The organism is Advenella mandrilli, from assembly GCF_016595155.1.
Lineage (GTDB): Bacteria > Pseudomonadota > Gammaproteobacteria > Burkholderiales > Burkholderiaceae_B > Advenella > Advenella mandrilli.
Genome location: NZ_JAENGP010000011.1, coordinates 27,966 through 52,862, shown reverse-complemented (window position 1 = coordinate 52,862; position 24,897 = coordinate 27,966). Strand labels below are relative to the sequence as shown.

General features: G+C 45.0%; 27 protein-coding genes and 1 tRNA gene. 5 read left to right on the top strand and 23 right to left on the bottom strand.

The window, feature by feature from the left end; genetic code table 11:
• Positions 1-37 precede the first annotated feature (37 nt).
• Positions 38-1,459: a signal recognition particle protein gene (ffh, locus tag JHL22_RS10420; protein WP_200236948.1), complete on the bottom strand. Its 1,422-nt coding sequence runs from the start codon at positions 1,457-1,459 to the stop codon at positions 38-40.
• A 99-nt stretch (positions 1,460-1,558) separates the two neighbouring features.
• Here ffh and JHL22_RS10415 point away from each other — a divergent pair, with 99 nt between their 5' ends.
• The 3 genes from JHL22_RS10415 to ampD are packed head-to-tail and all read left to right on the top strand — an operon-like array spanning position 1,559 to position 3,254.
• On the top strand, positions 1,559-2,410 hold the full coding sequence (locus tag JHL22_RS10415; protein ID WP_200236945.1) for a cytochrome C assembly family protein: 852 nt from the start codon (positions 1,559-1,561) through the stop codon (positions 2,408-2,410).
• Entirely contained in the window at positions 2,410-2,664 is a 255-nt protein-coding gene (locus JHL22_RS10410; RefSeq protein WP_200236927.1) for a PP0621 family protein, read from the top strand. The genes JHL22_RS10415 and JHL22_RS10410 overlap by 1 nt, the downstream gene beginning before the upstream one ends.
• Positions 2,664-3,254 (top strand): 1,6-anhydro-N-acetylmuramyl-L-alanine amidase AmpD, encoded by a 591-nt coding sequence (gene ampD / locus JHL22_RS10405; RefSeq protein WP_200236923.1) that lies wholly within the window; start codon positions 2,664-2,666, stop codon positions 3,252-3,254. Before JHL22_RS10410 ends, ampD begins: the two co-directional genes overlap by 1 nt.
• 44 nt (positions 3,255-3,298) lie before the next feature.
• Here ampD and htpG read toward each other — a convergent pair whose 3' ends face one another.
• On the bottom strand, positions 3,299-5,215 hold the full coding sequence (gene htpG, locus JHL22_RS10400) for a molecular chaperone HtpG (protein WP_200236921.1): 1,917 nt from the start codon (positions 5,213-5,215) through the stop codon (positions 3,299-3,301).
• Between the two features lie 222 nt (positions 5,216-5,437).
• Between htpG and JHL22_RS10395 the strand changes: the two genes are divergently transcribed.
• Entirely contained in the window at positions 5,438-6,631 is a 1,194-nt protein-coding gene (locus JHL22_RS10395; RefSeq protein ID WP_200236918.1) for an MFS transporter, read from the top strand.
• A 91-nt stretch (positions 6,632-6,722) separates the two neighbouring features.
• On the opposite strand, the gene JHL22_RS10390 is transcribed toward JHL22_RS10395, so the two are convergent.
• Complete coding sequence (locus JHL22_RS10390) at positions 6,723-7,223, bottom strand: HugZ family pyridoxamine 5'-phosphate oxidase (RefSeq protein WP_200236916.1); 501 nt, start codon at positions 7,221-7,223, stop codon at positions 6,723-6,725.
• A 212-nt stretch (positions 7,224-7,435) separates the two neighbouring features.
• Between JHL22_RS10390 and JHL22_RS10385 the strand changes: the two genes are divergently transcribed.
• Positions 7,436-7,520: transfer RNA gene (locus tag JHL22_RS10385), tRNA-Leu, on the top strand.
• A 112-nt stretch (positions 7,521-7,632) separates the two neighbouring features.
• Here JHL22_RS10385 and JHL22_RS10380 read toward each other — a convergent pair.
• From JHL22_RS10380 to JHL22_RS10285, 20 genes are all read right to left on the bottom strand, one after another.
• Complete coding sequence (locus JHL22_RS10380; RefSeq protein ID WP_234041238.1) at positions 7,633-8,661, bottom strand: tyrosine-type recombinase/integrase; 1,029 nt, start codon at positions 8,659-8,661, stop codon at positions 7,633-7,635.
• Entirely contained in the window at positions 8,556-8,858 is a 303-nt protein-coding gene (locus tag JHL22_RS16205; RefSeq protein ID WP_200236911.1) for a helix-turn-helix domain-containing protein, read from the bottom strand. The genes JHL22_RS10380 and JHL22_RS16205 overlap by 106 nt, the downstream gene beginning before the upstream one ends.
• A 1-nt stretch (position 8,859) precedes the next feature.
• Positions 8,860-9,852, bottom strand: coding sequence for an ArdC family protein (locus tag JHL22_RS10370; RefSeq protein WP_200236909.1), 993 nt, complete (start codon positions 9,850-9,852; stop codon positions 8,860-8,862).
• A gap of 60 nt (positions 9,853-9,912) precedes the next feature.
• Positions 9,913-10,074, bottom strand: coding sequence for a hypothetical protein (locus JHL22_RS10365; RefSeq protein WP_200236907.1), 162 nt, complete (start codon positions 10,072-10,074; stop codon positions 9,913-9,915).
• A complete protein-coding gene (locus JHL22_RS10360; RefSeq protein WP_200236904.1) occupies positions 10,071-12,614 on the bottom strand; it encodes an LPD7 domain-containing protein in 2,544 nt (847 codons plus the stop codon). The genes JHL22_RS10365 and JHL22_RS10360 overlap by 4 nt, the downstream gene beginning before the upstream one ends.
• Positions 12,615-12,638: 24 nt before the next feature.
• Complete coding sequence (locus JHL22_RS10355; RefSeq protein WP_234041237.1) at positions 12,639-14,543, bottom strand: type IV secretory system conjugative DNA transfer family protein; 1,905 nt, start codon at positions 14,541-14,543, stop codon at positions 12,639-12,641.
• Position 14,544: 1 nt separating this feature from the next.
• Entirely contained in the window at positions 14,545-14,973 is a 429-nt protein-coding gene (locus JHL22_RS10350; protein ID WP_200236902.1) for a single-stranded DNA-binding protein, read from the bottom strand.
• 20 nt (positions 14,974-14,993) lie between these two features.
• The gene (locus JHL22_RS10345) at positions 14,994-16,073 is read right to left on the bottom strand and encodes an ATPase, T2SS/T4P/T4SS family (RefSeq protein ID WP_200236900.1); all 1,080 of its coding nucleotides are present in this window, start codon (positions 16,071-16,073) and stop codon (positions 14,994-14,996) included.
• A 60-nt stretch (positions 16,074-16,133) separates the two neighbouring features.
• On the bottom strand, positions 16,134-17,321 hold the full coding sequence (virB10, locus tag JHL22_RS10340) for a type IV secretion system protein VirB10 (RefSeq protein ID WP_329610664.1): 1,188 nt from the start codon (positions 17,319-17,321) through the stop codon (positions 16,134-16,136).
• Entirely contained in the window at positions 17,318-18,166 is an 849-nt protein-coding gene (gene virB9 / locus JHL22_RS10335) for a P-type conjugative transfer protein VirB9 (RefSeq protein ID WP_200236898.1), read from the bottom strand. Before virB9 ends, virB10 begins: the two co-directional genes overlap by 4 nt.
• Before the next feature lie 9 nt (positions 18,167-18,175).
• A complete protein-coding gene (locus tag JHL22_RS10330; protein WP_234041236.1) occupies positions 18,176-18,868 on the bottom strand; it encodes a VirB8 family type IV secretion system protein in 693 nt (230 codons plus the stop codon).
• Entirely contained in the window at positions 18,849-19,004 is a 156-nt protein-coding gene (locus tag JHL22_RS10325) for a YdgH/BhsA/McbA family protein (RefSeq protein ID WP_200236893.1), read from the bottom strand. Before JHL22_RS10325 ends, JHL22_RS10330 begins: the two co-directional genes overlap by 20 nt.
• Before the next feature lie 62 nt (positions 19,005-19,066).
• Entirely contained in the window at positions 19,067-19,459 is a 393-nt protein-coding gene (locus JHL22_RS10320) for a hypothetical protein (protein WP_200236890.1), read from the bottom strand.
• 9 nt (positions 19,460-19,468) lie between these two features.
• Positions 19,469-20,401, bottom strand: coding sequence for a TrbL/VirB6 family protein (locus JHL22_RS10315; RefSeq protein WP_200236888.1), 933 nt, complete (start codon positions 20,399-20,401; stop codon positions 19,469-19,471).
• Positions 20,402-20,403: 2 nt separating this feature from the next.
• The gene (locus JHL22_RS10310; protein ID WP_200236885.1) at positions 20,404-20,778 is read right to left on the bottom strand and encodes a hypothetical protein; all 375 of its coding nucleotides are present in this window, start codon (positions 20,776-20,778) and stop codon (positions 20,404-20,406) included.
• Positions 20,769-21,398, bottom strand: a complete 630-nt coding sequence (locus tag JHL22_RS10305; RefSeq protein WP_200236883.1) for a type IV secretion system protein — start codon at positions 21,396-21,398, stop codon at positions 20,769-20,771. Before JHL22_RS10305 ends, JHL22_RS10310 begins: the two co-directional genes overlap by 10 nt.
• A gap of 39 nt (positions 21,399-21,437) precedes the next feature.
• Positions 21,438-23,762, bottom strand: a complete 2,325-nt coding sequence (locus JHL22_RS10300; RefSeq protein ID WP_329610663.1) for a VirB4 family type IV secretion/conjugal transfer ATPase — start codon at positions 23,760-23,762, stop codon at positions 21,438-21,440.
• Positions 23,755-24,171 (bottom strand): VirB3 family type IV secretion system protein, encoded by a 417-nt coding sequence (locus JHL22_RS10295; protein ID WP_200236879.1) that lies wholly within the window; start codon positions 24,169-24,171, stop codon positions 23,755-23,757. The genes JHL22_RS10300 and JHL22_RS10295 overlap by 8 nt, the downstream gene beginning before the upstream one ends.
• A gap of 7 nt (positions 24,172-24,178) precedes the next feature.
• Positions 24,179-24,547, bottom strand: a complete 369-nt coding sequence (locus JHL22_RS10290) for a TrbC/VirB2 family protein (protein WP_200236876.1) — start codon at positions 24,545-24,547, stop codon at positions 24,179-24,181.
• Between the two features lie 35 nt (positions 24,548-24,582).
• Positions 24,583-24,888 (bottom strand): hypothetical protein, encoded by a 306-nt coding sequence (locus JHL22_RS10285; RefSeq protein ID WP_200236874.1) that lies wholly within the window; start codon positions 24,886-24,888, stop codon positions 24,583-24,585.
• Positions 24,889-24,897 lie beyond the last annotated feature (9 nt).

Sequence of the window (24,897 nt, the reverse complement as noted above, 5' to 3'; positions counted from 1 at the left end):
CGATAAAAGTCCGCCCAAACAGGCGGACTTTTTTTGTTTACTTCTTGAACCCGCCAAAACCGCCCATGCCCTTCAGGCCCTTAAGCCCGCCCATGGCACGCATCATTTTCCCCATACCGCCTTTCTTGAACTGCTTCATCATGCCTTGCATCTGCTCAAACTGTTTAAGCAATTTGTTCACTTCCTGAACCGGCACGCCAGAACCGGCTGCAATACGCCGCTTGCGCGAAGCCTTCAGCAACTCGGGTTTGGCCCGTTCCTGGGGCGTCATGGAATTAAGAATACCTTCGGTACGGCGCAATTGCTTTTCAGCCTGGCCGCCTTGCAGCTGGCCCGCTGCCTGGGCAAACTGAGCAGGCAGTTTTTCAAGCAGGGAACCCATATCCCCCATTTTCTTGACCTGCTGCAACTGGTCACGAAAATCGTTCAGGTCAAAACGGTCTCCCGACTTGATCTTGGTGGCCAGTTTCTGGGCTTCGGCAATGTCAATATTGCGCTGCGCCTGCTCAACCAGGGACACAATATCGCCCATCCCAAGCACGCGCTGGGCCATCCGCTCGGGATGGAAAGCCTCAAGGCCATCGAGTTTTTCGGAGACACCAATAAACTTCAGGGGCTTGCCGGTAATATGCCGCACCGATAAGGCGGCACCGCCCCGGGCATCGCCATCGAGTTTGGTCATGACCACGCCAGTTAATGGCAAGGCCTCTGAAAAGGCCTTGGCCACATTGACCGCATCCTGCCCCTGCATGGCATCAACCACAAACAGGGTTTCAATGGGCTTAAGCACCTCGTGCAGCATGCTGATTTCGGCCATCATGGCCTCATCAATACCCAGGCGACCGGCCGTATCCACCAGCAAGACATCATAATGATGCCGTTTTGCATGATCGATCGCTGCCAGGGCAATATCACGCGGCTTCTGGCTAATGTCAGACGGGAAGAAATCTACCCCCACCTGCGCAGCAACCGTTTTCAACTGTTCGATAGCGGCAGGACGATAAACGTCGGCACTAACCACCAGCACTTTTTTACGCCCGGCCTTGCGACCGTTTTGCAGTAAATCACCCGCATTAATTAGCTTGGCAAGCTTACCGGTGGTGGTGGTTTTACCGGCACCTTGCAAACCGGCCATTAATATAATGGCCGGAGGCTGCGTTGCCAACGACAATTCAGACGCCTGCGCCCCCAGGTCTCCGCCCATCAGCGCGGTTAATTCTTCGTGAACCACCCCCACCAGGGCCTGGCCGGGACTTAAACTGCCGGCAACTTCTTCACCCAGCGCCTTTTCTTTGACCCTGGCAACAAACTCACGCACCACTGGCAAAGATACATCGGCCTCGAGCAATGCCAAACGTACCTCGCGCAGCATTTCCTGCGTGTTGGCTTCGGTCAGGCGAGCCTCTCCCCGGATGGTCTTCATGACCCGGGACAAACGATTAGTTAAATTATCGAACATGAATTTTGCACTTTAATAAATGAATTACCAGGATTAGAGGCTATACTATGTTTTTGTAACGTAAAAATTACCTAACCCCTACCATCAAGATATCAGTTTATGTCAGCTGACATTGTATTGCACTCTCTGGCCGCATTGGCCTATCTTCTGCTTAGTCTGTCAATTTGGCGCCCCATTGTGCAACAAAAAACCATCACCCCAACGGGCTCGGTCCGTAGTGTGTGTGTGTTTTCCACCTTGGTGTTGCACGGCATTGCCGTGCACTGGGCCATCGTCCATACAGATCACATCCAGTTAAACTGGTCCTTGGGCCTGTCCATTACCATCTGGCTGGGCATGATCGTATTCTGGATAGAAAGCAGGCTGAACAAAATAGACGGCCTGCTTTTACTGCTGCTGCCCATTGCCAGCGTTATATGCCTGTTGGCCGCCCTGTTCCCCTCAGGCTCACAAAGCCTGATTATTCCGTCCCAAACCCATCTGTTCAAGATCCATTTCCTGATCTCCCTGTTTGCTTATAGCCTTATTGCGATTGCCGCCATCCAGGCTTTCTTAATGACCGCAATGGATCAATACCTGCACAAGCCTGTCAATTTTCAGGAAAACCCCTCGCTAACCACCCGCATCCTTGAAGCCCAGCCACCGCTCATGCAACAGGAACGCATCCTGTTCAAGCTAATCTGGATTGGTTTTGGCGTCCTTAGCCTGTCTATTATCACAGGCATTATGGTTTCGCTAAACAAAACCGGCCAGTTCCTGCCGATGGATCACAAAACCATTTTCACCCTGCTTTCATGGCTGGTATTCAGCACACTGCTGGTTGGACGCAGCCTTTGGGGCTGGCGTGGCAGGCTGGCCCTGCGCTGGACACTTACCGGTTTTGCCCTGCTCATGCTGGCCTATACCGGCACCCGCTTTATCTTTGATGTCGTTATAAACAAAGGTGTCTGATGAGATTTCTGCTTTTTATCATCCTGGTCATTATCCTGATGCTGGCCATCCGCATATTTGCAGGACGCGTTCAGACACTTTTCAAGAACATGCAGTCAAACACCAGCCCGCCACCCGCCACCCGGCAAAACCAGACCAGTGAATCCATGGTGCAATGCGCCCATTGCCATATTCATTTGCCCCGCTCGGAAGCCTGCCTCATAAACGGTAAAACCTGGTGCAGTGAAGAGCATGCCCGGCTGGGTCAGAAATAATGGCCCTTCCACTTTTGCAGCTGGACCGCCATGGATGGCTAAAGCCCACAGACAACATTCGCCTTGTCCCATCTCCCAACTTTGACCAACGCCACAAAAACGAAACCGTCTCGCTACTGGTAATTCATAATATCAGCCTGCCACCATACCAGTATGGCGGCCCGTACATAGAGCAGCTGTTTACCAACCGCCTAAACCCACACGTACATCCCTTCTTTGAAGACATCAAGCACTTGCGGGTGTCGGCGCATTTTCTGATTCGCCGCAACGGGGAAACTATCCAGTTTGTCAGCACCGACAACCGTGCCTGGCATGCCGGGGTCTCCCGTTTTAACGGCCGCGAAAGCTGTAATGACTTTTCTATCGGGATAGAACTAGAGGGCTGCGATTTTGAGCCATTCATGCCCGAACAGTATGAAACCCTAAGCCAGTTAAGCAAAGTGCTAAGGGCACGCTACACCTTAAGGGCAGTACGTGGTCATGAACATATCGCACCAGACAGAAAAACAGACCCGGGCCCTTACTTTGACTGGAAACAATATCAAAAAGAAAGCGGCTGGACCAAACGGGAAATGCCCGAACCCCAATAAAAACCGGGGCCGGGCATTGGCATTATGCCTGCTTCAGATCGCGATTACGCAGACTTCAGCAACAGGGCATTCATGCGTTTAACAAACGCGGCCGGGTCGGCCAGCTGAGCGCCTTCAGCCAGCATGGCCTGATCCAGCAACACATTGGCCCAATCCTCAAATGCACCTTCTTCGGCCGCCTGAATACGGGCAATAATGGCATGTTCGGGGTTGATTTCAAGGGTAGGTTTGAAATCGGGCGTTTCCTGGCCAGCCGCCTGCAACATGCGCAGCAAATGCGGACTTAATTCATTTTGGCCAACCACCACGCAAGCCGGAGAGTCAACCAGACGCAGCGTCACACTGACGTCCTTAACCTTGTCTTTCAAGGCTTCCTGCAAACGCGCCACCAAAGGCTTGAAGGACTCGGCCACTTCTTCCTGTTTTTTCTTTTCCGCTTCATCGGCCAACTCGGCAAGATCAAGCCCCCCCTTGGAAACCGATACCAGCTGCTTGCCCTCAAACTCGCGGAAATGAGACATCATCCACTCGTCAACCCGCTCTGACAGCAACAGGACCTCTATGCCTTTTTTACGGAAGATCTCAAGGTGCGGACTGTTCTTGGCTGCATTGAAGGAGTCTGCCACCACGTAGTAAATCCGGTCTTGCCCTTCTTTCATGCGTGAGATGTAATCGGCCAGGGAGACATTCTGCAAAGGCTCATCGGTATGGGTTGAGGCAAAACGCATCAGTTTGGCAATCCGCTCAAGGTTGGACGGATCTTCTCCGGTACCTTCTTTAAGCACCTGGCCAAACTCGGCCCAGAATACAGCGTAATCGTCGGGCTTGTTCTCGGCCATGTTTTCAAGCAGGGACAGGATACGTTTTACCGAACCTTCACGAATAGCGCGAACATCGCGGCTTTCCTGCAAAATTTCACGGGAAACGTTAAGTGGCAAGTCAGAAGAGTCAATCACACCGCGCACAAAACGCAGGTACGATGGCAGCAACTGCTCGGCTTCATCCATGATAAAGACACGTTTCACATACAGTTTTACGCCACGCTTGCCGTCGCGATCCCACAAATCAAACGGCGCGCGCTTGGGAATATACAGCAACTGGGTATACTCGCTACGGCCTTCCACACGGTTATGGGTCCAGGCCAGCGGATCTTCAAAATCATGGCTGACATGCTTGTAAAACTCTTGATACTGCTCGTCGGTAATGTCAGACTTGCTGCGGGTCCATAGTGCACTGGCCTGGTTAACGGCCTCCCACTCGTCCTGTTTAACCATTTCGCTTTTTTCTTCATCATATTCTTCTTTCTGCATAAGCACAGGCAGGGAAATATGATCGGAATAACGGCGCAAGATCTCGCTTAATTTCCAGTGGCTAAGGAAATCATCTTCATCGGCACGCAAGTGCAGGGTAATCTCGGTACCGCGTGCTTCCTTTTCAATCGTTTCAATAGTGAAGTCGCCCTCACCTTCGGAGGTCCAGCGCACCGCTTCATTGGCGGCCACACCAGCGCGGCGGCTTTCTACGCTTACCTTGTCGGCAACAATAAATGAAGAGTAAAAACCCACGCCAAACTGGCCAATTAACTGGGCGTCTTTTTGCTTATCGCCACTTAGCTGAGAGAAAAACTCTTTCGTGCCAGAGCGGGCAATCGTGCCCAGGTTGGCCACTGCTTCTTCTTTGCTTAAGCCAATGCCATTATCGGAAATGGTAATGGTGCGGGCATCTTTGTCATAGCTGACCTTAATTTGCAAGTCCGCCCCACCTTCAAGCAAGGCAGGGTTGTCGATGGCTTCAAAACGCAGCTTGTCACAGGCATCCGAGGCGTTGGAAACCAGTTCCCGCAAGAAAATTTCCTTGTTGCTATACAGGGAGTGAATCATTAAATGCAGTAATTGCTTGACTTCTGTTTGAAAGCCCATGGTTTGCGGGCCGGCTTGAACAGTTGCTTCTTCTTGACTCATAGAATTGTTCGCTTGAAAAAAGTTAGAATAAAAACAGGCAAGTAAAAACCTGCAATCTACCGGGTTAACTGGGGGCTACCTGCCTTTTTTCAAGGGCATTTTATTGTAAACAGGGAAACAGGCGTATAATCAATAGCATTTCATCGCTGTTTGCTCCCTCTTTCCCATGCAAACGCACACGCTGTTTTCCTGCAAAAGCCAGGTAATTATTTCTTAAAACACATGCAATCCAAAAAACTATGGACCCCTGATTTTATTATCATCACGGGGGTCAACTTACTCATTTCTATCGTCTTTTACTTTCTGATTGTTACCCTGGGTGACTATGTCACCCAACGTTATGGGGTTTCTATTAGCATGGCCGGGCTGGCGGTAGGCATTTTTATTATTGGCGCCCTAACCAGCCGCCTGATTATCGGCCAGATGGTGGACGTGATTGGCCAGAAAAAAACCCTGTTAATTGGCCTGGTTACCTTCACGATAACCACCGGCCTGTATTTTATCAGTGACTCCATCTATTCCTTGCTGGTGGCACGCTTTCTGCACGGCATGGCCATTGGCGTGGCCAGTACCGCCTGCGGCACCATTGTGGCGCATATTATTCCCTCCCATCGCAAGGCCGAAGGCATTGGCTACTACAGCCTTAGCACCACGCTGGCTTCTGCCATTGGCCCATTCCTGGGGTTGTGGATGAGCCAGACTTTTGATTTCCAGTGGATTTTTGCATTTTGCCTGTTTATCAGCCTGCTGGCCCTGGCGGCCTCAACCTTCCTGAAAACCAGCTCAAGCAAGCACACCGGTGAAATCCCTTTCCGCTTTTCCCTAGGCGATCTTGTTGAACGTAAGGCCTTGCCAGTGTCAACGGTCATGTTCCTGCTGGGGCTGTGCTTTGCCAGCGTGTTGACTTTCCTGAACAGCTACTCGATTGAACTGAACCTGGTTACGGCAGCCGGTTTCTTTTTTGTTGTTTATTCTTTCGTTATCCTGTTTTCACGCCCGGTTGCCGGAAAAATCCTGGACAAAAAAGGCTCAAACGTGATTGTGTACCCATGCTGCATTTTACTTGCCATGGGCATGGCCACCATGGCAACAAGCCATTCCGCCTTAACACTGCTAACCGCCGCCGCCCTGATTGGCCTGGGTTACGGCAGCCTGCAATCGGCCCTGCAGGCCGTTGCCATTAAAGTGGTTAAGCCGCATCGCATGGGACTGGCCACCGCCACATTTTATATTTGCCTGGATGCCGGACTGGGTTTTGGCCCTTACCTGTTAGGTATTATTATTTCTGAAACCGGCTACCGTAACCTGTACTGGCTGATGGCCGGACTGGCCCTGTTATGCATGCTGCTGTTTTATATTGTGCATGGCCGCCATGTTGCTTCTTTCCGTGAGCGGGACAGGCTGGAAAAACAATAAACAATGCTTCACTCCCCCACCCTTGCCTGCACTGGCCCAACAGCCACGGCAGGCAAAAAATCATTTCCAAGCGCTTGGCATGCCTGATACATTAGCGCCAATCGGCAACATTACGATTTGTCAGCTGGGTGGCGCTTTCCCGCTTTTGTGGATCAAAAACAAAAGCCTTGCCAAAGCCCTGCACCAGCGTGCCTTTTGACGGCAGCAGCCGAACCATAACAAAGTCAGGCAAGGACGCCAATAAACTTACCGTTTTACCGGCCCGTTCCGTCAGGGCCGCCAGTGCGCTTTCATACTCTTCGCTGTTTTTATCAACCGTTTCCGCCCTGGCCTGATAGCTTAAACGCACACGGGCATAGATGTTTTTGGTTTTGCTTTCATCGTCTGCCAGCAAAATAGCCAGATTGGGGTTTTGCTGCAAATTGACCGTGTGCGTGGCCAGACCGGACACCAGAATATAAAAACGGTTATTAAGCCATGTGAAAGGGGTGTAGCTGGCATTTGGCTCTCCCTGCTTATTGTTGGTTGCCATCATCAGGGAAAGGCATTCATTGTGTAAACGGTCTATTTCAGCTTGAAGATCGGTATCCATGAGTTTCCTGCTGGTTTGAAGTTATGGGGTAGATGTTTTTACCCATACTTTATAGCCGGCTTGTTTTTTTGTGTTGCATAAACGACATTTATTCATGAATATTTTATTTTTTAGCCAAATAAAGATAACAGTACTGTAAAAAAACAAAAAAACAGGTATAATTTTTTCTTTCCTGCCTACAGTTACAGGTTTATTTCCTGTAACGTCAGATTGCCCGGGTGGTGAAATTGGTAGACGCAGGGGACTCAAAATCCCCCGCCGCAAGGCGTGCCGGTTCGATTCCGGCCCCGGGCACCAGTTTCTAAAAGGCCGTCTCTATAAAAATAGAGACGGCCTTTTTTATTATAAATTTCATATAGTTACCTCTATTTTTTGTTTAGCAAAAATTAAATTTTTCATATATTCACCTCTATTTTTGTTCAGAGCAAATTGCATTTTGGTTAACTAAAACTTGGTCGTGTGTCATTTTTGTGTCTAACAATGCCGCGTGCTTATGCAAATGAAATGGCGCAAGGTGGGCATATTTTTGCACCATTGCGACTGTTTCCCAACCGCCCATTTCCTGTAAGTCACGAATTGGCACACCTGCCTGTACCAACCAACTAGCCCAGGTATGCCTTAAATCATGCCAACGGAAATCTTCGATACCTGCTTTGATTAAAGCTCTGCTCCAAGTTGTACTGCTAACCACTTTCACTGGTACTCCCTTATTAGTAAAAACTCGTCGGGGGTGCTTTTTCCATTGTCTTTCTAAAACATCCATGGCTAATCTATTTAATGCAACACCTATTGGCTTTTCAGCTTTTGCTTGATCTGCATGTATCCAGGCAACTTTATGTTTTAAATCAATTTGTGACCACTCAAGAAATAACACATTTGATTTACGTAATCCTGTGGCTAAAGAAAACCGTACCATTTCAGCTATCGTCTCAGGCAAAGCCTCTATAAGCCGTTCTGCCTCATCTTTTGTTAACCAACGAACTCTTTTTTTAGGTTCTTTAAACTGCTTTAAAAAAGGTGCTTTATCAAGCCAATCCCACTCTCTTTCGGCTTTTCGTAAAATAGCCCTTACCAAAGCAATATAACGGTTCTTTGTAGCGCTGCCACACTGCAAATTATTGATGGTCTCCATAATAAAATTACGGTTCATATCCTTAAGGTATAAGCCTCTGAATGAAGACAATATTTTCAATTTGGAAGCATCTTTACGTAAATCTTTTTTGTGCTGCATTTCAAGCAACCAGCGTTTTGCTGCTTCATCCCATGTTTTGTTGGGTACCTCCTGCATGCGTTCAACTCGCCAATATTCATGTTTGAGTTTATCGTGGAGTTCTAACGCTTTGTTTTTGCAATTTGTTCCAGTAGTACGTCTAATTCTTTTACCGCTTGCGGTGCAAAAGTCAATGTGCCAAATTCCGTTTCTAAGGACGAGTGACATTTATTTCTCCTGTACGACGCTTGCAGCAATACAGCCTGATTATTTTTAACATATTTTTGCAAGGACTCTTGTTCTACAAAGTATCTACGGCCAATTTTGCAGGCCAATAATTTTCCTGATCTAATATGCTCCCTTATAGTCTCAGGATGGCAATGGCAATATTGCGCCACATCTTCCACATTTAAGGTTTTCAACATCTTAAATTTCCCATTCAATGCCTGCTATTTGGCTTGCTACCGTAGGTTCTAAATTCTTATGTTCCTTAATATGATTAGCAGACAAATTTTCAACCGGCTCTAGCGCTTTCGTACGCTCAAAAGCCATGACATAATCGTGAACTTTTTCAGCGTCTTGGCAGGCCAAAACAATCTCATAAGGATCATCCTGTAATGCTTTAATCCATGAATCCACATAAGCCACATGTTGCCCCGGATCGTGGCTTATACCCAGTTCCTGACCCAACATCATTGATGCAATTTCAGCCCTTAGCTCTTCTTTTGCATAGGCCTCAGTACCAAAAGCGTTCATCAGCGGACGATCAAGACGACTTTCATGCCCCGTCCAGTGCCCCAGTTCATGTAACGCTGTTGAATAATATTTTTCAGCATCGGTAAACTGCCCACGGTTTGGCAAAACGATCTTGTCCCGCATCGGGGTGTAATAAGCTCGATCACCAGATTTATGCTCTATATCGGCTTGAGAGGCTTGCAGAAGACTTTCTGCTCTTTCCACAGGGTTCCATTCCTGCACTTTCTTTTCCAGTGGTGCAATACCGTTAATTTGCTCTGCATTGAAGACAACAAAAGTTCTAATAATCGGTTTATCCAATTTCACCATTTCTTTAACCGATTGGCCGGTACTATCTTTAACCACTGCACCGCTTGCATCACGTTTAATTTGCTCATCATGAAAGCGGATTGATTGAATATGGCTGCCTTTTGAGCCTTTATTAACCGTGTACCCTTCATTTTTTGCCTGGTTAAAAGTCATCCACCGGGGATCTTCAAATCCACTGCTCATTAAACTCATTGAGTTCATGCCCTGGTACTCTTTGCCGGTCAACGCATTGTATGGCCGTGATAGTGCCGCCTCACCCCACGGCTTTTGCCAAGGTGCTGTCCCTTGTTTTAGTTGCTCGATGATTCGATTGGCCACTTGCTCATAAAGTGGTGATTTTTTTGATACTGACATAATTTTTATCCATAAAAAAAGCCGCCTTAAAGGCAGCTTCGTTTAACAGTTTTGACCGGCTTAATTTTTATTGGCCAAGGCGTCTCTTTCTTCTTCGGTTAGATGATCATATTCATCTGCAAGGTATTCCGGGTTTTGAAGTAGAATTTCCAACAGCTTTTCGTCTGTTTCTTCTTTAGGCTCTGTGTTATCAAGCTGGTCCTGTTCATTATCTATACTCATCGCTCTAACTCCATTTCATTTTGTTTGATTTGTTCCCTTTCCCTTTGCTGCTGTTTTTCCACTTTAGCTTGCAATGGGTCAGGCATATTCAATGCTGTACCGTTTATTGCCTTATCCATATTGGTATCAAAATTACGCATAGCATCTTTCCGGTGATCGGTCTTCATATTTGCCACCACCTCTTTGGCCATGCTTTTATATACCTGGAACTTGGCCAGATTAGCCTTATTCAAGCCCTTAACACCGCCAGACTGGACCATTTTATCAGCCATAATCTTGACTTCACTGTTAACCGATTGGCCGCCAATATCCGTCATTCTTACGTCAGAGTCAATGTCTGCTTTGGGTGAAGATTCAATTTGTGCGGCCGTTGGCATTTGGTTTTGCGCTTTCAGTTTATCCGCTTCGGCCGCAGCCTGGGCTTGTAACGACTTATCGTTTTGCTTATCCGATTGATTGTTTATTATTGGCTCTTGTTTTTCGGTTTCCACTTCCTTTTTATTAAAAATGGTCGCTTCCCATTCATTACGGTGAGAAACTATTTTTTCATGAGATATAACCGTTTTGCCGTCTGTATCAAAAATAGGGGCATCAACTTCCACAGCCTGCCTGCCAATATTTTTCAGAGACAGTTCATCACCTACTTTTGCATTACTTTTATTTAGTGCATCTTCAAGCCCCAGACCCCAAACGGTATGCTCTTTTTCTCCTTGTTTTAACGTCACAAAATAATTCATTTTATTTTTTTCATCATGCATATAGGGTGCTGCACCATGATCGACGAGTACCCCCGCATTCAAGTCCTCTTTGCTTACCCGCTCTTTAACACCCTGTTCCGGTTTTTCCAACCCCTTTTCAAGGACAGGTATATTTTCCAGCTTATTCAATGCACGCTCATCCTGCAGGTGCTTTAATGCCGCTAAATCTTCAGGGGTAGGCTGATAACCAGTTGTTTTAATGCCCTGACTTTCGGCCTCTAAAAATGCCTGGCGTTTAAATTCATGATTGCCAAAAAGTTTGATGTGCGACCACCCTTTATCTTTGGCTACTTCCACCATGTCATGCACAGTTTGCAAATCTGATTTGGATGTTTTTAATTGCTTACCTGAGTCCACAAAAACGGTTGTCCGGCCATTGACATCAAGATACATTCCATCAGCATAAAGGTATTTGTTTTTCAGGCTCTCAGGTGGTGCCTTATACTGTAAATCAGTGATCGGCGGCGGTTGCTCAACGACTGATTGATTATTTGGCTGTACAGATGGCTTTAACGGTTCTTGAACAGACTCTTTTTCTGCGGTTTTAGTATTATTGCCGGTAAGGTTTGTCAGTGCCTCCTCTTCCAGTTCCTTATTTAGCGGAACAGCCTTTGCTTTAATCTGTTCCAGATCAACTTCAATATAATTTTCAGCCTGATCCGATCCTCGATCAACCGGCTCACTCTGTTCCTGGTCTGGCTCTGGCAAGCCTTTAAAATAGTCAGATTCTTGCAATTTCATTGTGCTTTCCTTTTCGTTTTCCGTATCGTTTTTTATTAAAACCTGTGTTTCACCAATCACTTGACGGACGGCATCAAGTCCCCGGATTTCGTGTAAATCATTGAAATCCGATGGATACTTGCCAACACCATGTTTATCTTGATAAATGGCCGTATCCTTATCATCAAAAACCGGCATTTTAATTTCTGCCCTGGAACCTAAAATTTCGGCTGCTTTTTGGGCAAACTTCAAACCGGCATTTTTTGTTTTTGAATCATTATCTGCGGCCAGGACAATAGGGAAATCCGCCTTTTTGATATTTTCAGCCACTGCAACCAAGTTATGAGCCGCAAACACAACCAGAACAGGCTTACCAGTGGCAGCATGCAGACTTGCACCCGTTGCCAAGCCTTCGGTTAGGATCAGCCCTGTGGCTTTGGATTTTGACGCATCCCCAATCAAAAATGCACTGCCGGTCAACATCTCATCTTTACCAAAATACTTGCTACCGTTAGGGTTGATTTTCTGAACGGCCACTATCTCTTTATTCTGTTTAACGGGCACCAGCAAGTGATTCCCCTGCTGGCGTAAATTTGCCAGAATGACTGGGTCTGCAATGCCTTTATTCAATAAATAAGGGTGATTCGGATTAACCGGATCACCCTTATTAAATAATACCTGGGCTTTATCTTTGGCTTTGTCTGCTGCCTCCAGCCTTTCAGTGATGGCCTGCTGCTCCCGTTGTTGTCTCTCTTGTGCCTTACGCCTAAAATTTTCAGGATCAACCGGCTTAAACTGCGTTTTATCTGGCTTGTATCCTCCATTCTTTGCTTCATGAAAAACAGAACCAATGTTGACCCTACCCGGCTTTAAACTCTTCCATACGGCTTTTGCAGACTGGCTTTGATAATTATCAGCAGTTTGCGACCAACGATCCCAAAGATCAAAACCGTCTTCACCCAATTCAGTTTTAATTCCAGCTCCCATACGAACCCATAATTCCCTGTCATCTGAATTGGACACATACGACAAGGCCCGCTCGATCTCGTTATAGTCACTCATGACAATAACTCCTATCGTTGATTATTAAACTTGAAAAAGAGACTCAAAAGCCTTGACACCCGCTGTTTCATAAGTCTTTTCAACGGCAGCTTTTAAAGCCTGTAAAAAAGCTTTATCTGGATTTTGAGGACACAATGACATGATTAATGCCTTTAAAATCTCATGCTTGTTACTGGCTTGCCCACCATTTGGTTTCCCTTGTTTACTTTCTTCAATCAAGTCTGGATCAGCATCATGCTTAAACCGTTTAATGGCCAATGTTGGAATAGTTGGCTCTGGATAACCTAGTCGGGCTTTAAAAACAGGATCGGTGTAATAAACGATTTTTTTTGCATATATCGGCTGGATACCTGTCAGGCAAACAACACAATCCGTTGTCGGCAGGGTTTTGACTTCCTGTGGCAACAGCACCGGTCGCTTTTGGTCACTGGTGGACTGGCTCTTATCTCCCATGCCTCCTTTTTGCCGGGAAAACGAAGTACTTTTAAACGTTTCATACCCTATAATTTCTGAATATTCCTGGGCATCTTTATTGTCCCTGGGCGGATAAATAATCTGGCACTCAAAGTTGGTGGATAATGTCCGGGCACCGTCCTGGGTATATAAACGGTTTAACTGGCTCATATTCTGGAAAATAGCCAATATCCGTATGTTGTACCCGGCAATGTACGCCACGCCAGCCTCAATAATATCTACCTTGCCCAATGCCGCAAACTCGTCAATCAGCAACAAACATTGATATTTAAGCACCACGTTATTTTCTGGCAGTTCCTGGGTGTTTTCAGAAATCAACTGACTGAAAAACAGGTTAATAAGCCGGGAAAACTTTGAAATATCGTTTGGCAAGATGCCTATGTAAATTGACATTTTTTTCTTTCGTACATCTCGCAAATCAAAATCATCCCGGCTGGTAATTTCAGACACAATCGGATCTGAAAACACCGACAAAGGGGCCAGAAAATTGGCTAAAATTCCAGACGCTGTTTGCCCACTGTTCCCGGCATAGCTCAATAGGTTATTTTTACACTCTGGACTTAAATCCGGCCTACACACCTGCTCTTTAATCCAGTCGGACAGTGACATACCATTTTCTGGCGTTGCGAGTTTAAGCATGGCGGCCAAACTAGGCACGATTTCGGTTTCATGCTCTGTTTCTATCAAGAAAAGGCATAAACCCACAAATAGTTTTTGCGCCATCTCATTAAAGAACCGGGTATTACCACTATCATTACCATTGGTTGAATATAAGATATTGGCAATATTAAATGCCCCGCCCGTAGAAAATATTGGATCCCGGCTAACGTATGAAAGCGGGTTCCAGCCGTGGCTTTTAAAATCTTTTGTACTAGGATTGAATAAAAAAACTTCCTGGCCATGGGCTGCTCGGAACCCGGCCGTTATCTTGAAATTTTCCAGTTTTGGATCAAATACGACCAATGAATCACGGTAATGCAGGCAATTGGGTATAACGATCCCTACCCCTTTACCTGACCGTGTCGGTGCCGCAAGAAAGGCAAACTGCTTTCCAGACCAGCGTAAATATTTGCCGTTATGTTGGCCAATCAACAAATCCGGTTCTCGATACTTGTCTTCCAATAAACCATGCTTTGCAATTTCTCCTGGCAATGCAAACCGGGCAGAACCGTGCAATTCCCGTTTCGGCTTACTGAATACAGCAGCCATGACCACAAGAAGCATAACGACAGGCAACAGGACACTTATGCCTAAGCCAATTCGATACGGCCAGTTGTGCTGTAGAACGGCACCGCCTGAAAGCTCGTAATACTGCAATAACACCCCTAGCCCAATCGTTTCATTGGGCATCGGTGCATATTTAATGAAAACATAGCTTCCAAGCAGTTGGCCCAACGTTCCAAAAAAAAGGAGTAGCGCAATGGCTACTCCCAACCTGGTAAATATTTTTTTCATATTACATATAACTCTCTAAAGGATCATCGTCCATCGGCTCTTCTTGACTATCAATATCATCAGGGTGAACCGGATCATTATTTTTGTTCCGTGGCCGTGTAAAGATAATTTTCATTTCCTTGGTATGGATCTCACTAATCACCCGCTCAACACCCTCATTATCGGTATATTGCCGGGCTTTAACCTTGCCCCGCACCCATAACTTATCACCTGCGTCCATATATTCGGCAACCCGCTCAGCCTGACCTCCACGCAACAGGACAGAATGCCATTCAGTTGCTGTCCTGACTTCCCCAGTTTCTTTATCCGTCCATTTATCAGTAGTAGCCAGTGAAACCCGCAAAGTAGCCGTGCCATTTTGAAAATAACGCAGTTCAGGCTTACGCCCAAGATTACCCATCAAGGTGATTTCGTTAATAAACGCACTCATTCTTTTATATCCTTAAAAAATTAATAGCCTCTTAATGCCCGTGCTTTTTGAACAGGGTCATAATAAAGCTCTGTCATATAGGTTTGACTGAAAAAACAAACGACATCAATGGTTGACTGGACTGTTTTCAAAATATAGTCATAGTCCATGGTTTTGCCGGTGCTGGACTCTTTCGCCAGTTGGGCAATCCGATAAAAAACGCTTTTTGAATCATTGGCGTGTACCGAAGTTAAACCTCCTGGATGACCGGTATTCAGGGCTGATAAATAATCCCATGCCTCATCACCTTTTAGCTCCGTCAGAAATATACGGTCTGGTTTCAGACGCATGCACGATGAAATCACGTCTTTGGCTGTTATATGCTCCTTGTAAAACAAATGAACATGGTTTGGGTGATTGGGTAAATCCAGCTCATGCGTATCTTCAATCGTTATGATCCGGGTATCCACCGGCACCATGTCTGCAATGGCTTTTGAAAACGTGGTTTTGCCGGAACCGGTACCGCCCACCATACATATATTCAGTTTGTGCTTTACCGCCAGTTGGAAGAACGCATTCAAATCCCTGTTTTCCTTATGCTTAAGCATTTCCAGTTCAAACTCTGCCAGATGAATATCTACCGGGATTTTCAAAGAGTCTGAAAGGTCCCGGTATTGGCTACTGTCAATTTCAATCCGTGAGTCTCTGACTAAATCAGACGTATCCGTAAATCCGGACAACCTGCCGGAATCAACATAATCACTGAATGTAAATCGGTTTTTAGACGGTTTACGAAATGAAAATACAATCGTGCCTGTCTCACAACTGGGCGGTATCAGGATATGGCCCCGCTCCTGGTCTGGAAGCGTGACGGAATGCATTGGGTTTTTAATTGTTATGTGCTTGTTGTTGTAAATCGTCAGTACGTTAGCTAACTCATACAGGCTGTTATACGTTAACAGCCTGTTTTCAAAACGCTCCACGCCCTGGCTTGTCTCGATAAATACTTCACCAGGCCGATTTATCATTACTTCAGTAACCCCGTCCCGGTTCAGATAGTCAGTGATTCCAAGCTTATCCAGCAAGTTCCTGGAACTGACATCACGTGCATAATCATTCATTTCTTATCCATAAAAAGCTGTCTGATAGCTACATATGATCAATTTTTAATTCCATAAACATCATTTAACCGTATAAAAATACGGATCAACCAACTCGTAGACAGGCCTGAAATCAACATCACGGGCAACCATGACATTAACCAGCGTTCCCTGATTAACGTACCCAGTTGGCGGTATATTAATCGTGTTTTTCAAAGCCTCGGCCGCCATGTTCTGCACGGCATCTGAAGTGCTGTCATAACTGACATTACTGCTGCCGTCATTGATGCGGTCACTCAAAATAACAAGACCATCATCAATCAGGCTAAGCATGATTGCCCCGCCAAAGCGTTTCCAGAAATGCGTATCCACCTGGGCCTCTTGACCTGAAGCACCTAAAGAATCTGCCGTTGGACTATTAATATCCAGTGCCACGCCATTGGGCGTATCAATCGCATTCCATAGAACAAAGACCCGTGCCTGCCCTTGCAATAGGGCTGCTGTCTGTTCACCAATCACTTCAGAACCCCTTTCGATTAACAATACTTTGCCATTCGATGAGTACACGTCTTTATTAACGATACAACGTGTAATACCCGGATGGGTTGTCACAATCTTTGTGTCCAAGGTACATGAAATGTTGGTGCCCTTCTTCAGTAAATAGGTCAAGTCAGCCCGTTGTCGGGCAACAGCAGAAGTGGTTACGGTAGGGTTTAACCGATTGCTTAAGACCGTTTCACGGCCAATTTCCTGGCTTCCAACGGTTTGTGATGCTATTGAACCTGAGCGGCTTATTGCTATTGTTGCGTTACCCTGAAGTCGTCTGTCCGGCTCTGCCAGTTCTTTTTGAACGGTAGTGCTTTCACCACTCCAGCTTTCCGTACTTGAAGAGACAGCAGTCTGATAGGCTGACTGACCTGAATTAACTGGGACACTGGGTGCTTGTTCCGGTTCCTTGACAATCAACCCAGCCTGTTCGGTTTCAAAGTCGATTGGCCGGGTGTTTCTTATCTGCACCTGTTCTGCCTGTGCTTCTTCTACAACTTCTTCATCGCCACCACCAAAACTCATATACCCAAGAATAATCAACAATAAACCCAAGACCAAAACGGCTGCTATAAACACTTTGCCCGTATTGCTTTTCTTTTGAATGTGCAGTTCTGGCATGCCACGCTCAACGTCCTTATTATTAAGCTGTTCAGAAAGCGGTTCTGGTGACAACTCATTAGGCATGACAGGCTCTATATTATTTCTATCAAAAATACTCACTTTCTGGTTCCTTTATTTTTGATAATACGCACGGCATTCTTTTTATTCGTGCCCAGGTTATTAAACCGGCCTCGCTCATTAAAACCCCGGTTTTCGATGCCCAGGACAGACTGGCCAAGCCGCAGCACAAAGTCTTTATTCAGTTCATGAACAATGACGGTATCACCCTGTACGTGCTTGTTAACCAAGGCTTCTGTGCCATCGGGCATTTTTTTATAAATCGTTGGCAGGTGCTTGCCGTTATTGAACTCAAAGTATGTAAACAGACCATCGTCATACATGGCCGTGGGTGCAATACCCGCATCACCAAAGCCCCAATATTCCTGATTCTGGATATTGACATTCAAGCGCATATTTTTACCAGTTAGAATATCAAACGCTTGATCTTGTTTTTCTTTGTATTCATCACGCTTTTGTTTTGCGGTATCGGGGTAATGAAACCGCAAAACATAAGTAGGATGTAATGCCTCATTATTGACTTCAAGCTGAAAAACATACGTTCTTTTATTCGTGACAATCACCATATTGGTATCTGATTTTTCAACGGCAGGTTTAAACACAATGTTGTTGCCGTGTACCGACAAATTCCAGCCCAGGGCATCGCCCATGGCTACCGTGGCGGCTGGGTCATCTTCGGCTAGGAACTCATCTTTTTCCAGTTGCACCAAGACGGTTTTACCAACTTGTGCGGTAATTTTCGTAACGTTATACGGGCTGTATGTCACGGTTTGCACCCGGGCATCATATTGTGAGCCTTTAGGGATTACCAGTGCATGAACCGAAGTAGTAGCCGTACTAAAAAAAACAGCTGCCATCAGCAGCTTTACCCTATTTTTGTATTTCATAAAAACACCTTAACTTTCAGTATCTACACGATAGTGCATTACCTGCAACCCCAGCGGATTGATTTCCCGGTCTTTATCCGCTTGAGGCGTATTTATATATTGGTACCCTAAGGTTGCCATTAAACGTTGAACCGGTGGCCGCTGGGTTGATTCTGATAAGGGTTTGACCTGTTTTTCAAAACGTATTTGTGCAACCTCACCGATCCAGGTAACCGATAAAATTTTGACATCAACCCTGAAACGATCTTTGAATACCTTGTAGGGTGCCCCCTCGCTTTGAAACAAGCCACCTATAACACCCTGCTCTGTCGCACCACTTAACAGCATGGCCGCATCGTAGCCAGCCTGTACCGTCCACCAGTCGTAACTTTCCCTGAATTTGACGTACTGGGTTAACCAATAGCGGTCTATGATTTCGCCATAGCTTTTATTTTGTTCTTTCATGATTGTCACAATATCTGTAACACCGGTATTGTTATCTACCCGAATAACAAACGGTTCAACGGTTTTAAGCGGTGCCAACAGCATCACAGCCGCTACGCTCATAATTGTCATAAGCGTGCTTACACCCGTTATGCCCCAGGCAATTTTATTGTTGCGCTTGACCGCCACAATCCTTGATTTTTCAAACTCATTGGCTTGTTGGATAAATTCAATCGCTGATTGTTTTGGTGAGGGTGTTTTATTTTTTCTTGACTGCATTACCTGCCTCATTTTTCAAATCTGCTGGATTAATCGGGAACGGGGTACCGGAGGGTTCCGGTGGTGGTTTGGGTGCAGCACAGCCCGTTAATACAAGTGCTAACAGCCCTATACTCAATTTTTTTTTGATCTTCATATAAAAACCTTTCGGACATAAAAAAACCGCCCTGAGGCGGTTATGTTGGACACTTAGCTAGACTAGATATTTTTCAGATCTTCAATTGCAGTGTAATGAATCGCACTACTGATCAAACACAGTACGGCAAAAACGGCTAGTGAACTACCCAAGCCCCCAGATTCATAAGTAAAATAGGCTGCTGTTGCCGACACATTTACAGTTAAAAAACCGCCTATAAGTAAGCCGATAATTGGAAAATTTATTATGAAATAAATAGCGGCCACAAAAAACAGAATACCTAAAAACCAGGCGTATCCCTCTGCCTTTTCAACACCAATATACTGTAAGCCCAAATACAGAAGCTGGCCAACAACTCCTGACACCAACAAGCCATAGAATAAAAAAACCGTAGACCAGCCTTTACTGACCTCATAACTGCTAATTGCCTTTTGGATACGTCTGTCTTCCAACATAGTTTTCCTTTAATTCCCTTTCATGCCATTCGACCGCAGACTACTGGCTAAACGTGAAACAAATTTACCTGCCCCAATTGCATTTGCACCCAATCTACCCATTGTTCTGCCCTGTCCATCAACACCGGCACCACCTGTCAGGGCTGATGTGATTGATGGTATGCTCAGGACCACGATAATGAACAAGATCGTTAATATCACCATGATTGATGCCACTTCATAGGCACCGGCAATATTTTTAATCCCACTGGTTCCCCATTTTTCAAGCTGCCCTTCAACAAAGCTTGTTTGTAAAATAAAAATAACTGAATACAAAGTTACGCTGACTGCAAAATTCAGGATTTGTCCCAGCCAGTTCATTGCATATTGCCTAGTTGCCGGAAATAGAGCCGCCCCAATAAATAATGGGCCCACCATTAATGTTAATGCTAGGCATAACTTTGCTATCAAGTAAAAGAAAAATACAAACGACACCAGTACAGTGCCACATAAATACACCACAACTTTAGCTAAAAACACGGTAAATTGAAGTTGCAGTTCATACCAACTTGCATCATCAATTAGTTTGTCGAGAGCGGCAATGGTGTCATTTATATGACCTACACTGGCTTTGATGGCTGTTGCATTCACTTCTTCACCACTGAACCAACCTGCCATAGCTTCAGGTAACCCATAAAACAAATTAGCCAGATAGGCATAGTTTTTTGCATTAAAAGCAAATGCAATGATTAACAACCAGCCAATGGATTTTTTTGTCAATTCCAAAATGGATTCATCAAGACCACGGTTGTAATAATAAAAAGCCAGAATAACAACGTATAACCCAAACCCAATAGAAAAAACGGGCGCAATATTTGAAATAAATGCACCCGTTTTCATAAATAGGTTACTGCCAAGATTACCTGTTATATATTCTGACATTGCAATCAGAACAGAATGCATGATTAACTATCCTCTTTTTCAGGCGGTGAATTGCAAGCTGCTTTAGTGAAATATTGCTCACATTTTTCCTGGCCTAACCTTGACTTACAAAGTTGTGCCGTGCGCTCATGGTCTTTACCATGATAATTTGAATTTGTTTTGCATTTCATTTCATCTTCATTTCCTAATCCACCGGGCGGTACTGGAGTACCCTCTGGAATAGTGATTGATACAGCGGTTGTTGACTTCGCTGAATCATTTTTTTCACCGCAAGCTGTTAAAAACAAAGTTGCACTTAAAGCGATTGCCACAAATAATTTCATCGTTAAACCTTTATTAAGTAATAATAATGCAGGCTTATTGTATTGCAATTTGTAACCATCTTGAACTATCTGCAATTACCATCATCATTTACCGCCCAATTTTCAAGTACACACTGGTTGTATGCCGTCCGTTGCCTTGCATTCACTTCTTTTTGAATTTCATACATGCGGGCCATTTGATCAAGCTTTGTTTGGTTATTCGCAATCGTGGCCTGTTCTGCAGCAATGCGTCCCTGCAAGTCTGCTGCCGCTTTGATATCAGTCGTGTTATTCAATTCCCGCATAAGGCCATCAATATTGGCCTGCCTACTTTTAGTATCAGAAAAAGCCGTTTCCGTCATTTGTTGGATACCAGCCAAAGCCTTTAAATTAGCCTCTGGATCAAACTTTTTAGTGTCAGTTAGATTGCTGGTATCTATGTTCACCAATTTATAAATATCGTTCCATTCATCAGGGATTTGGTCTTTAACCGTATCTTTTAGCAAGTTACCCATTTCCCTGCCTCCTGTCAGGGCTTTAACCTGGCTCTTCAGTTCCGTGATCTGTTGAATCTGATTATCAATCTGCTCTTTCATTTGTATGATTTGCTCGCCATACTTCAGGATAGCGGCCTTATCAATCGTGGGAATGCCCTGCGCCATAACCGTTTGAAAACCCATCATGGCCAGAATGGCTACACTGTTTAAAAGTTTCATTCTCTTTCCTTGAGTAAAAAAAAACCGCCCAATAGACGGTTATATTTTTCGTTTTGCTTTCCTGGCTACCTTTACCCGTTCTTTAAAAATCGGGTACCAGTCATTGGGACTATCAAAATCGCGTTCGCTCATCAATTGATTCAGGATTTCAATATTGTTGGCTGAACCGGACAACACGGCCAGTTCATCAGAAAACCCGTACAGATCCAACTTGGCAAATGATGATTGCTGCCCCTGTTTAACAAGAAATGTTCTGCTATCCAGGGTTAACTTGACTAATTCGTCAAATTCCTTGCGGGTCATGCCGCATTTTTCATATCCTCCTTCAAATTTGGCATCCGGGTTAGGCAAGTAGATTTTAGTGGGTGTTTGCTGCACAATGGCAGGAAAAATGTCAGACTGGATCACATCTTCAGGGCTTTGGGTTGTCAGCAAAATCCAGCCCCCCAGCTTGCGGTCTGTTTTCAGGATTTTCAGGATCTGGTCTTTGGTTGCATTGAAGCGCAACGGCCACCAGCATTCCTCAACAACCGTCATCATCAAGCCATCATGCTGGGCAATTCGCTGCATCATGAGATTTCGTAAATAAAACAAATAGGCAAGCACCGGTTCGGTTGGTGCATAGTTTTCTTTCAGGAGATCCGTCAGGTCAAATCCGATCTTGCTGAATGTATCAGGATCAAATTTGTTAACCGGGTTATCCAGGCACCAGGCATAACGGCCTCCTTCACTACGGCACCATTTAGTCAGACGAGTACGAAGTGAATTATCTTCCGCAGAAAACGGAATGCTTTGCAGTAGGACACTGAAGTTACGATTTTCAAAATTAATGTTGTTGAACATCGTATCAATCGCATGTTTAATTTGATGCTCTTCTTCAGCTGATAGTTTTCCCTCTGAATTCTGCCCACAAACGCCCACCAGTCGGTTTAAAAACTCTCTGGTGTCTGCTGTATCAGGCAACTGGAATGGATTCAAGCCAGTGGGCTTACCAGCCTCTAAGGAGAAATACTGACCACCTATTGCCCGCATAAAAATCTGCATGCCATAATCAAGATCAAGTACGAACAAAAACGGGTTAAAACGTTGGGTCATTGTTAACATGGCCGTTTCCATGGTCGTTTTACCTACACCCGTAGCACCTAACAGAAGCGTATGCCCGGCCAGTTTATCGCCCGTATTATCTTCTTTCGGACTACTGAAGTGCCAATTAAAGTCATAAATGGTATTGGACTTGGTTAGCAAAGGCATGACTGCACTGCCGTCACCAATCGGATTACCCATAGTTTTACCGTGACTATGGGTATGCATGCCAAATGTGGTTGCCAGATTGACCGTTGTTTTGGGCGCACTGCGTGGCCGTTTTTTTGCACCCGGGACTTGGCTGAAATAAGTAATCGGTGCCGAAAAACCCGCTTTTTTAAATTGAAAACCGCCCGAGTTTTGAAAACGGGCACGTGCCAAAGTGCCCAGTCGGGTGGCATCTTTCAGCGAGTCACTGTATACCACCAAAGCGGCATGGTAATCACCAAACATCAGTTCGCCTGACGTCACCCCGCCTTTACCCTGCAGCAGTTCATCATGCTGATCATGCGCCTGGTCACCAACTGAAATCAGGTTATTGATCTGTTTATTTATCGTAGTCTGAATTTTCTGGTTCTCAATGTAAGAAAAACTTTGCGTGAAGTTAAATTCACACGGCAAGTCAAGAACACCCGTCAATACCTTGACTTTTGATACACCAAAGTCTTTCAAGTCCCAACAAGTTGCGTACATTGTATTGTTAGGCGTGCGTATTTCAACTACGTCTGTACCAAAATGCAGGTCAGAATCACCCAATACTTCGCAGGCATCTATATTTGATAAAGGTATTCGTTCATATTCATAGTTAATCAAAGAATCAAAGAACTCATAAACTTCAGAAAATACAATACCGAACTTATTTTTATATACGGTCAGTACATAAGGATCATAAGTTTGCAGGTCTTGCATCAAGGCATCAAGCAGGTCCAATATTTCTTTAAGACCATCATCGTAATCCTCATACTTGATTAACGCTGTTATATAAAATGCATTGCTGAAAAAGCTGCCTTTCTGAAACCGTGAAATATATTTTTCGGTGAACTCCTGGCAAAAAATATTTTCCTGTTGATATAGCCTGTTGAAATCCCGTTTCTTTCGTTGCAATGTTGTCCAGACCGCCAACCGGTTGCCCAGGTTCTTGCCAGCACCGGAAAAGGTTAATGCCAGCTGGTGAAACTGGTTGTACAAGTAGTTATCGTTTACTGACTCAAACGGTATGCCTTCAAGTCGTACCGTAAACGCAAAGTACCCATCACTATAATGGACAATGTTTTCAGTCACGTGTTGGGATATTTTCGGTAGAAAATCTGACTGACCTGCCTGCCGCTTCAGAGCGTTGTTCAAAAAATCGCTGATAATCATTTAATTTCTGTCCGTATTTGGTGCCCAGAATCGTTGTTGTTTTGTTAAAAAGCCGGGCATTGCGTCTATAAAAAAAACAGAGCAATTCATATCCCAGGATATTCAATGCCCTGTCATCATTTTTTGAAACGGTTTTAAATACAAAGAGAATCGGTATCGGAATCACCGTTAATAACAATGCTTTTCCGCCAATAAAGGTCAAAAAAAACATTGTTACCACCATAGTGCAACCGATTAATGCCGCCATCGGCACTAATGGAATACCCATCACTATTGCAGACCGAGACAAAGCCCCATACGTTGGGAATGTTTTTTCTTCCATCTGCATTTTTCACTTATCCAAATGTGACTTTTTGGCCAGAGGTAAAAAACCATGTTGCTGCTAATACTGCCGCCCCAGCGCCAAAAATCCACAAGCTCATTTCAAGCACATCAGACCAAGTTTTCTTGCCCTGAAAGCCTTGTGCCATTGTCCAGACCAGTGCAATCATTGCAACAACACCCACAATAATTACAATGCCGTCCCGTACATTTTCAATCATTCTTTTAGCTTCATTAGCAAACCCGCCACCCCCACCCACTTGCGCCATAGCATCACTACACACAAAAAGGAAAACGGCTAAAAGCAGAAACAGCAAGGATTCTTTGAAAACAGCTTTCAAATCCAGAGATTTAGGGTTTTCTTTATTTACAACGATACTCATATTTAACCTTTTGAAATTTAATAATAAAAAAACCGTTACCAATTAATGTTGATAACGGCCTGTGAACCAAAACTGCCAAATAGATCACCCAAGGACAACCGGGTATATCCATTTACTTTTTTATATGATGTTGGGTATATGCTTACTCCTGTATCAATACGTCCAATTTGTTGTTTAAAACTGTCCTGCTGCGGACTGTTGTCTGGTTTTTTAATCGGAATGGTTACGTGTGCATCAACACCTTTACCGCTCCAGTTGTTCCAGGGTGGGCTGTACCAGGCATAGACCGATGAAGAAAAACAAAGACACACGCCTGCCAGCACCAGTGCTGGTACTTTCATGATGACCTC